Here is an 8,503-nt window from a genome sequence, read left to right on the forward strand (position 1 = left end):
AGGTATTTACCACGTTCTCCATCGCTCAGTGATATCTTCGGAATACTCGTGGCCAGCGCTTTGTACAACTAGTTTAATCAGGGCGCAAATATCTTCTCGTTGGTCGGTCTCAATTAGCTGATGGTCGAGTTTGAAGTTCAGGTCATTTAGTTTTTTCACCAAAGACTCAATTTGGGTAGAAACCCAAGAAAAATCATTGTTTTGGTGATTGCTAGTCACATCATGGATAAATGCTGTAATTAGCTGGTCGCACTCCTCTACATGCTGCGCCAAGTATGCTGGCTCTTCATCATCTTCGATAAAGTCATACATCCAATGCAACAGGTAGTCCTTTTTTTCCTTGATTGTGCTGTTCATTTTAACTCTATACGTAGTATTAAGAAGAAGGCTTGGGTAAAAACTCAAGCATTGCCTCTGCGGAAACACTTGGAGCCTCAAGCATGGCAAGGTGGCCAATATCTTCGAGTACCAGCTGTTGGGCACCAGAGATTAATTTTGTATATTTGTCGATGTTTTTTACGTTAATAGCCCTGTCTTGTTCACCCCAAATAATTAGAGTAGGCGCAATGATACTGGTGAACTTTTGCTCCAGCCCCTTGCCCAAGTCACTACGAATATCTTTGAATATTTTCTGATTGATTTCCAGGCGGCGAATGGACTTTTCTGCTTCGACCTTGGTGATAACGTCGGGTATGAAAGGCTTATCTTCCATTACAAAGTCCATAAGCTCGTTGAACTCATCAGTGTTTGACGCGATTAGGGGGTTGATACCTTGAGATAAAAGCTCATCCATTTTTGAGGGAATATCATGGATACCCGCAGGGCTAATTAGGGTTATCGATAGAACCTGCTCTGGGTAGGTTGCTGCGTAAAGTGATGAAATGGCGCCTCCCATAGAATTACCGACTAGATGGAAGCGTTTGAGATTCAAGGCACTTGCAAACTGTTTTACGAATGCGCTTTGCTCGACGATGGAGTAAGACTGACTCATGTCGATAGTGCTATCACCATGGCCCATTAAATCTAGAGCGATAAGGTGATACTTGTCAGCTAGCGGTTCAGAAAAACGTATCCAGTTTTCTTTATTGGCGCTAAAGCCGTGCAGCATGATGATTGTGCCGAGCTTATCTTGGCGAGAGTTTTCCAGATAAGCGTAAGGTTTGCCTTCAATCGAGATTTTTTTAGGTAGAAGGTTTGCTTTTGAGGCTTCAAAATCGATCGCTAAACGATAAAGGTCATCGCGATAGTAGTCGCTTGCGATATTGACTGAAACCAGAGAAAGGACAAAGACAAACAAAAAGACTTTAAGTTTACTCACGCGCGCTCCTTGTTTAACAAGCCGAAGCGCAGCCTGCGAGTTCTTTTAAGCCATTCATATCGATGATGTGTAAGTCTGTACGCTTAATTTCTAGCAAGCCTTCTTTTTGAAAACGCTTAAATAAACGGCTAACCGTTTCGGCGGCCATATTTAAGTGATTAGCAATATCGCGACGCGGCATCATGAGGTTAATGCGGGTGTCGGAATAACCACGCTGCTTGTAGCGTGAAGATAATGCGAGGATAAAACCGGCTAGTTTCTGGTCAGCAGAATGCTCGACGGTCATTGATTGCGAAGTATGCACTTCCTTACTCATTAAGCTAAACAGCTGGCGTTGTAAAGAGGGAAGCTTCGCTGCAAGGCTTTCTAAATCGTTGTAGTTAATACCACAAACCGAGGAAGTACCAAGAGAAATAGCCGTTGAAATATATTTCTGAGGGTAGATCGCATCCAGGCCGAAAAGCTCACCGGGTAGGTGGAAGCCGACAATATGCTCATTACCGTTCGCATCAATAACCACGGTTTTGAACATGCCCGATTTAACGGCGTAGATCCTTTCAAAGTGTTGTTCTGACTGGTAGACGGTCTCGTTTTCTTTATAGGGGGACGAAGGCTCAATAATGTTTTCTAACGAAACCATGTCATTTGAGTCTAACCCTACTGGCAAGCAAAGTTTTCCAAGAGAGCACTGTCCGCACTTCAAAAAGGACGGAGATGCCACAGAATTTGAGCTCGGCATACGTAAACCACCATAAAATTTTAATTATAGTGTCTTACTATACCTTGGTTGCTCAGTATTCTGTAGAGTTGTTTGATTAAAATATGCATCAAATGTCATAGCGATGTTCCGCAGAAAGATTCTTCCTTTGGGTGTCACCTTGAATCCTTGGTCATTTAATTCGATCAAACCATCGCTTGCGAGGTCATTCAAGCTACTGAGTTCACTGTTGAAATAACGGTGGAAAAAAATATCGTGACCGTCACCGAAGTCACTGTAATCAACGACACCGTCACACATAATTTGTTGGATTAGATCTGCACGGATGCGGTCATCGGTATTGAGATTAACGCCGCGTTTGATAGGTAAGTGCCCTTTATCAACGGCGGTTTTGTACTTGGATACTTCGGTGACATTCTGGCTATAGCCATCATTGACCCGGCTGATAGCACTGACACCAATACCAATTACATCGCATTCTGCATGTGTAGAATAGCCTTGGAAGTTACGCTGCAAACCACCTGTATCAAGGGCTTTAGCCAAGCTGTCAGTAGGTAGTGCAAAGTGATCCATACCGATATAGATATAGCCCGCTTCAGTTAAGCGTTGGATACTATCGGTGAATATTTCAAGTTTTTCTGCTGTTCCTGGAAGGTCGCCTGAGTGAATCAGCCTTTGCGCCGGAATGCGTTGAGGCATATGTGCGTAATTATAGAGTGCGATTCGATCCGGTTTAATACGAATGACTTCATCAAGCGTATTCGAAAAACTTGCGCGAGACTGTTTTGGCAGGCCGTAAATAATATCAATAGATACTGAATCAACTTTGTTATCGCGAGCTGACTGGATAACCGCTTCAACCTGCTCTTTACTTTGCTCACGGTTGATAGCTTTCTGCACTTCAGGGTCAAAGTCCTGAACGCCGATACTGATTCTGTTAAAGCCCATGGTCACTAATTCGGTCATTTCTTCTGGTGTGACTGTACGTGGGTCAACTTCAATGCCAATTTCTAATGAGTCAGGAAGACCTAGGTGGAAGGATTGTGCCAGCACTTCCATGACTTCACGTAATTGCTGAGGGCTTAAAAATGTGGGAGTGCCACCACCAAAATGAATCTGTTGCAGTAAACGGTCGTCAGCATAGTACTTGCCGTGCATTTCGATTTCCCGATATAGATAATCGAGGTAGTCAGTGGCTAGCTGCTGCTTGTGCGTCACAATCTTGTTGCAGCCACAGTAGTAACAAAGTGACTTACAAAATGGAATGTGGATATAAACAGAAAGAGGCTTGGGAACAGGCAACTGGTTACTTGCCTGAGCATGAGTACGATAGTCAGCTTCAGTAAAGTTATCATTGAACTGAAGTGCAGTTGGATAAGATGTGTATCTTGGCCCGTAAACGTCGTATTTGTTTAGTAAGGGCGCCAAGTCTTCGGTCACCTCAAGCGGTTTCATCTATCCATTCCTCCTGCATTGTTAGGGGATCAGTTTATGCGCACTAGGCGTAAGCTGCCTTGACGTGCGTCAAGGGAAATGACTGGTACAAAAAATACTCGAAAAAGGTGCATCTTCAGGTGCAGAACGAAGAAAGGTGGAGCTTAGTCTTGAGAGAAGCGTGCTTGGTGAAATTTAAGTTGAGCAGTATGGCCGCCATCGGGAAAGTGATGATAAGCGAGTCGGCTTACATTGGCATAAGGTACATCAATATTCCAAAGCCTGTCACTAGGCATACCTAGTACGTGGGTTAATATAGCTCGGATAACGCCCCCATGGCATACAAGTAAAGTATGCTCAGTTTGATATTCGAGCACTAAGGCTTCCCAAGCTGTATGAATACGCTGAATGAAATCAGACATTCGCTCGGAGCCTTGGGGAGCGTGATTATCGGGGTCTTCCCAGTAGTTTCTTAATGCCTTTGGGTCGTGTTTCATCAGTTCTTTGACGCTCTTTCCTTCCCATTCACCAAAGGAAATTTCACGAAACATCGGGTTTATGTCGACGCAGAGGCTTAGGTCTTCCCCTAGCTTATTGGCAAAGGCCTGACAGCGACTTAATGGTGAAGTCACTATCCGGGTCCAGGGTTTATGACCCCCTACACTGTCGTGCATTTGCTGCCAGCCCAAGTCTGATAAGGGGTCGTCTTGTGAACCTCGTAGTAGTTGTCCACCAACGGGTTCGCCATGTCTGATTAGGTCGAAAGTGCTTGCTTTCATAACTAAGCCTTGAGTCGCTCGAGTAGCATTTCATATTGCTGTTGTTTAGCAGCAGTATGCCTTATTTTGAACTCCTGAATAAGCAAGAGGCAAGCATCTTGTGTAATATGTTGGTTGCCAGCAAGTTCGAGAAACAAGAAGGCTTGCTCAGCTTTAGGCAGGTCTCCATGTTTAATAAAAAGCATCATCATCTTATGATAGTGCTCGGGCTGTAAGCATTCTTGAGCCCTTTTTTTACTAGCAGCATTTTTTTGAATGTCGGAAAATAATCGACACATTCTTTCGTAGTCTGATTTACGGACACACAGTTCAATAAGGTTCTGTGCATGCTTCCAATAGCTCGAGTCTTCAGTATGCAATTTTGCCAAGTTGTAACGCTGCTCCAATATTGCTCGTGATTCGGGATATTTAGCACCCAGTGATCGCAATAACTGGCGTGCAGTATTGAACTCGAAGCGCGATAGGAATTCCATTGCTTTTGAAAGCTCTGCTCTGTACTCCCAATCAACGGAGGCAGTTATTCTTGGCTTGTTTTTTGGGGTTTCTTTCGCTGCAACTTTCATGCTTAAGCTCATGAAAATGCCTGTTGAGAGTGCCGGAAGCAGCATGCTTGCAAGAAGATATATGCTAGGCCTAGGTTGGTCGAGCGTATGTAAAACGGTATAGGTGATTAAGCTTAGAGTAAGCATTAGTAACATGAATAAGGCCGATTTTGAGGGTTGCAAGGACTCTCTTTTGGCTTGGAAATTCTTTAGTTTGTCTAACACTAGCGGGCTTGCCAGGCCATAGATAGCACCAAGAGGCCCAACTAAGACGGCATTGCTTTTGGTTGTGAATAATAGATAGGTGAGTGAAGAAATAAACATCGAAAACAGAAAATAGCAGTACAGCTTAAAGGCGCCAAAGCGCTTTTCAAAGTAGAAGGATAAAACTGAAAAACATAGAAATACTAAAATAAACAATGGATGAGAGGGGTGTGCGAAAACATGAGTGAGGATCTGTCTGATGCTGAAGTCTTGAGCAGAAAGGCCAAGTAAGTTTGTACTGGTGGCGCGATACATTTGCTCAATTATAAGCCGCTCCTCATGCCATGTTTCCAGTATGGCTTTCTCAAGAAACATGCTGCCATTCTGCTTGATATAGGAGGAAAAAGCTGAATCTTCCAAGATAGCTTTGATCGTAGGAAGCGACTCACCATCTTCAAAATCAGCTTTTAAGCTATCAATCTTTTGGGCTGAACCCAGGCCTTCTATGTTTAGCCTACGATCAAGGTAATCAAAAAAAATGGGGGCTTCGATTGCTAATAAATCTTGTTGGTAATGTTTGTTTATAGATAGCCACTGTTGTTCATCATGCTTATGCCCGTATAAGACGCTAATCAACAATGTGAGCGACAGAAGCAAGGTAAGAAAAGGAGTTTTCTTGATAGACATGGAGTATTTTGTTTTCACCCATCTTTAATAAGCATTGCACGATTAGACGGCAGCTTAATGCTCTTATACCGATACGAAGCCTATTTATAACAGAAAGCAGGGTGATTTGCCTCCTGGTATTTGACGGCTTAAGCCTCTACTTCCATAGAGGCTGACTTGCTTCGAGTTGTGCTTCTTGTCGGGACACGCCAATATCTCTTAATTGAGCATCACTCAGTTGAAGCAGCTTTTTACGTTGTCGGTGTATCTCCAGTCGCCATGCTAGCGAGTGTAATTGCTTGGCAAATCGTAGACATAGATTGGTGAGGCCTTTTAATGAGCCTGAGTAATTGTGAAGACCTTGTGGCGAAGGGAGTATTTCATGTCTCATCGTATCTTTCCTCGCAATACTAATAATGATAGGGCTTGAAGATGAATACTATACGGAGGTTGTCTGATACGTAACAGATTTAGAATTTAACTAAATTAGCCATAACAGATGTAGTATGAATGAACTGTTAAGTATAATATTTGAACAACTGTTATGGTTCTGGGAGCACAACAATGAAACAGCCTATTTATAAATTGTTAGCAAATGACCTTGCTGAGCAGATTCGGCAAAGTACTTTTGCTAGGGGGGATAAGCTTCCTTCTGTTCGGGAATTAGCGAAACAGCGCTCGGTGAGTGTGTCGACTGTTTTAATGAGCTACGGTTTACTAGAGGACTGGGGGCTGATTGAGGTGAGGCCAAAGTCTGGCTATTATGTTAAAGCCATTGCGCTCAGTGCGCCGGTAGAACATTTATCTAAAGACCATATCCACAACTCTGTCTCTGATTGCGGCCCGGATGAAGTCACCACTTCAGAATTGATCATGGACGTCCTGGCCAGTTCGGCAGAACCAAATAATGTCAGCTTCGGTGCAGCGGTCCCGGCAAGTGACTTCCCTATTATTGAACAACTAAAAAAATCATTTGCAAACCTTGTGCGGACTGAGAAGTTTCTCGGCATTGGCTATGACTCAGGAAAAGGCTGTCCTCAACTAAGGAAGCAGCTCGCCAGACGTGCTTCTGATGCGGGCATGTTAGTGTCACCTGATGAAATTATTATTACTGCTGGCTGCCAAGGGGCCATTGTATTGTGTTTACGCTCTCTGTGTGAAAAAGGTGATGTGGTTGCGGTAGAGTCGCCAGGCTATTATGGCTTGTTACAGTTAATCGAATCTTTGGGGCTAAAAGCGCTTGAAATTCCTTCAGATCCGGTAAGGGGAATGAGCATCGACGCGCTTCAGTTGGCAGTCGAGCAGTGGCCCGTAAAAGTTGTGTTATCAGTTCCTAGCTATAGCAACCCCATGGGAGCCTTGATGCCAGAAACTGCGAAGCTCAAGTTGGCGAAGCTCTTAGAAAAATATGATTTACCGATGATTGAAGACGATATTTACGGAGAGCTGTCATACAGTGATGCTAGGCCAAAAGCTGTTAAATCTTATGATAAGGGTGGCCGAATTCTGCTGTGCTCTTCAGTTTCGAAGGTGCTTGACCCTCAGCTATGTGTCGGCTGGGTGATGCCAGGGCGATATCGGGAAAAAATTGAGTACCAACGTTTTTTAAGCAACTCCAGTCACTTTGCTTTACCCCAACTGGCGGTTGCCGATATTTTGTCTAGAGGGCGCTTTGACCGTCACTTGAGGCATGCTCGTGAAGTTTACAGCCAGAGGCGCGATAGGTTGCTAGATTTAATTGCGCTACACTTTCCCAAAGAAACACGCATCACTAAGCCGCAAGGAGGTTTTGTTGCATGGATACAGTTGCCTGATGGTGTAGATAGCACAGAGTTCTACCATTTGGCTAAGGCCGAGGGCGTCATTGTTGCGCCAGGAGAAATCTTTTCAACCGATTCGAGTAAGTACCATAACTATATTCGGTTAAGTTATGCACATGAATGGACCAGAGAGCGAGAGCAAGCTGTTGTGATTTTGGGGAATATACTAAAAGCTGAACTAAGCAGATTCACATAACACTTGCTCAGCTTTTAAGTGGAGAGCTTAACGTTTTTTAGGTGTCCAGGCCCAAACCATTTCCATAAGAATGGGTTCTTTGCCTTCAGCGTCTGTCACACTGACTTTTACAGTGGTTTCACCTTTTTCGAGTTTTTGGATATCAGCAATTTGCTTTTTGCTTAGCGTTGCAACGGCTTTCATGTCGCCCTTGGCGCGTTTTACATAGTCAGCTTTGATTGTTTTGATCACAGGGACAGCGCTATCAGGTACGTTCATACCAATCAAATATCCGGTAGCAGACTCTGCGATCAGAATACTGGCGACAGCATGCACTGAACCAATATGATTTTGCACACTCTTTTTATTTTTTAGTGTAATCACTGCTCGTTCGCAGCTGAGCTCTTCAATTGTAATTCCAGCAGTGCCGGTAAACTTCACCATCTTTCCAAAAAAAGTAGACAGCGCTGTTGAGCGAAGGAAAGATGGCAAGGAATTAATGTTACTGACAATTTTATTTAGCTTATTTTTCTTGGCCAAGATGTGGTCTCCAAAAATTAGTGAAAACAGAAAATTAGATCTTATTGATAAAGTAGATACTTATCAAAACTGTGAGATTATACACATAAATGGAAAAGTGGTTTTACCTATAGAGCTACCGATCTGTATTTAAGCGAGTTATAATCGCGCCAAATTAACAGGAGTAAGTTATGAGCGATTTAAAGCAACAATTTGAAGATACCGTAAACTTTGTTCAAAACTCGGAAGGTGACGTTCAGCTTTCAAACGAGCAGAAGTTGCAGATGTATGCTTTGTATAAGCAAGCAACTGAAGGTGACGTTTCAGG

The 8,503-nt window shown here is 43.5% G+C and carries 10 protein-coding genes; 2 read left to right on the forward strand and 8 right to left on the reverse strand.

Translation table 11 applies throughout. The features are described from left to right. Window positions 1–6: 6 nt before the first annotated feature. The 7 genes from A3766_RS01480 to A3766_RS01510 all read right to left on the reverse strand — a co-directional run bounded on the left by A3766_RS01480 (window position 7) and on the right by A3766_RS01510 (window position 6,052). A complete protein-coding gene (locus A3766_RS01480; RefSeq protein WP_068508746.1) occupies window positions 7–357 on the reverse strand; it encodes a hypothetical protein in 351 nt (116 codons plus the stop codon). Window positions 358–376: 19 nt separating this feature from the next. Then, a complete protein-coding gene (locus A3766_RS01485) occupies window positions 377–1,318 on the reverse strand; it encodes an alpha/beta fold hydrolase (RefSeq protein WP_068508744.1) in 942 nt (313 codons plus the stop codon). Window positions 1,319–1,331: 13 nt separating this feature from the next. Next, on the reverse strand, window positions 1,332–1,985 hold the full coding sequence (locus A3766_RS01490) for a helix-turn-helix domain-containing protein (protein ID WP_197469823.1): 654 nt from the start codon (window positions 1,983–1,985) through the stop codon (window positions 1,332–1,334). 96 nt (window positions 1,986–2,081) lie between these two features. Beyond that, entirely contained in the window at window positions 2,082–3,491 is a 1,410-nt protein-coding gene (gene hemN, locus A3766_RS01495; protein WP_068508739.1) for an oxygen-independent coproporphyrinogen III oxidase, read from the reverse strand. A gap of 143 nt (window positions 3,492–3,634) precedes the next feature. Beyond that, complete coding sequence (locus tag A3766_RS01500) at window positions 3,635–4,249, reverse strand: histidine phosphatase family protein (RefSeq protein ID WP_068508738.1); 615 nt, start codon at window positions 4,247–4,249, stop codon at window positions 3,635–3,637. 2 nt (window positions 4,250–4,251) lie between these two features. Next, on the reverse strand, window positions 4,252–5,682 hold the full coding sequence (locus tag A3766_RS01505) for a rhomboid family intramembrane serine protease (protein ID WP_068508734.1): 1,431 nt from the start codon (window positions 5,680–5,682) through the stop codon (window positions 4,252–4,254). A gap of 136 nt (window positions 5,683–5,818) precedes the next feature. Further along, a complete protein-coding gene (locus A3766_RS01510) occupies window positions 5,819–6,052 on the reverse strand; it encodes a DUF1127 domain-containing protein (protein ID WP_068508732.1) in 234 nt (77 codons plus the stop codon). Between the two features lie 173 nt (window positions 6,053–6,225). Between A3766_RS01510 and A3766_RS01515 the strand changes: the two genes are divergently transcribed. Beyond that, complete coding sequence (locus A3766_RS01515; protein WP_068508731.1) at window positions 6,226–7,677, forward strand: PLP-dependent aminotransferase family protein; 1,452 nt, start codon at window positions 6,226–6,228, stop codon at window positions 7,675–7,677. Window positions 7,678–7,704: 27 nt separating this feature from the next. Here the strand turns inward: A3766_RS01515 and A3766_RS01520 are convergent, their stop codons facing one another. Continuing rightward, window positions 7,705–8,196, reverse strand: coding sequence for a DUF4442 domain-containing protein (locus tag A3766_RS01520; RefSeq protein WP_068508730.1), 492 nt, complete (start codon window positions 8,194–8,196; stop codon window positions 7,705–7,707). A gap of 170 nt (window positions 8,197–8,366) precedes the next feature. Here A3766_RS01520 and A3766_RS01525 point away from each other — a divergent pair. Beyond that, a partial coding sequence (locus A3766_RS01525) for an acyl-CoA-binding protein (protein ID WP_197479166.1) occupies window positions 8,367–8,503 on the forward strand: 137 nt, incomplete at its 3' end.

This window comes from Oleiphilus sp. HI0132, assembly GCF_001635845.1.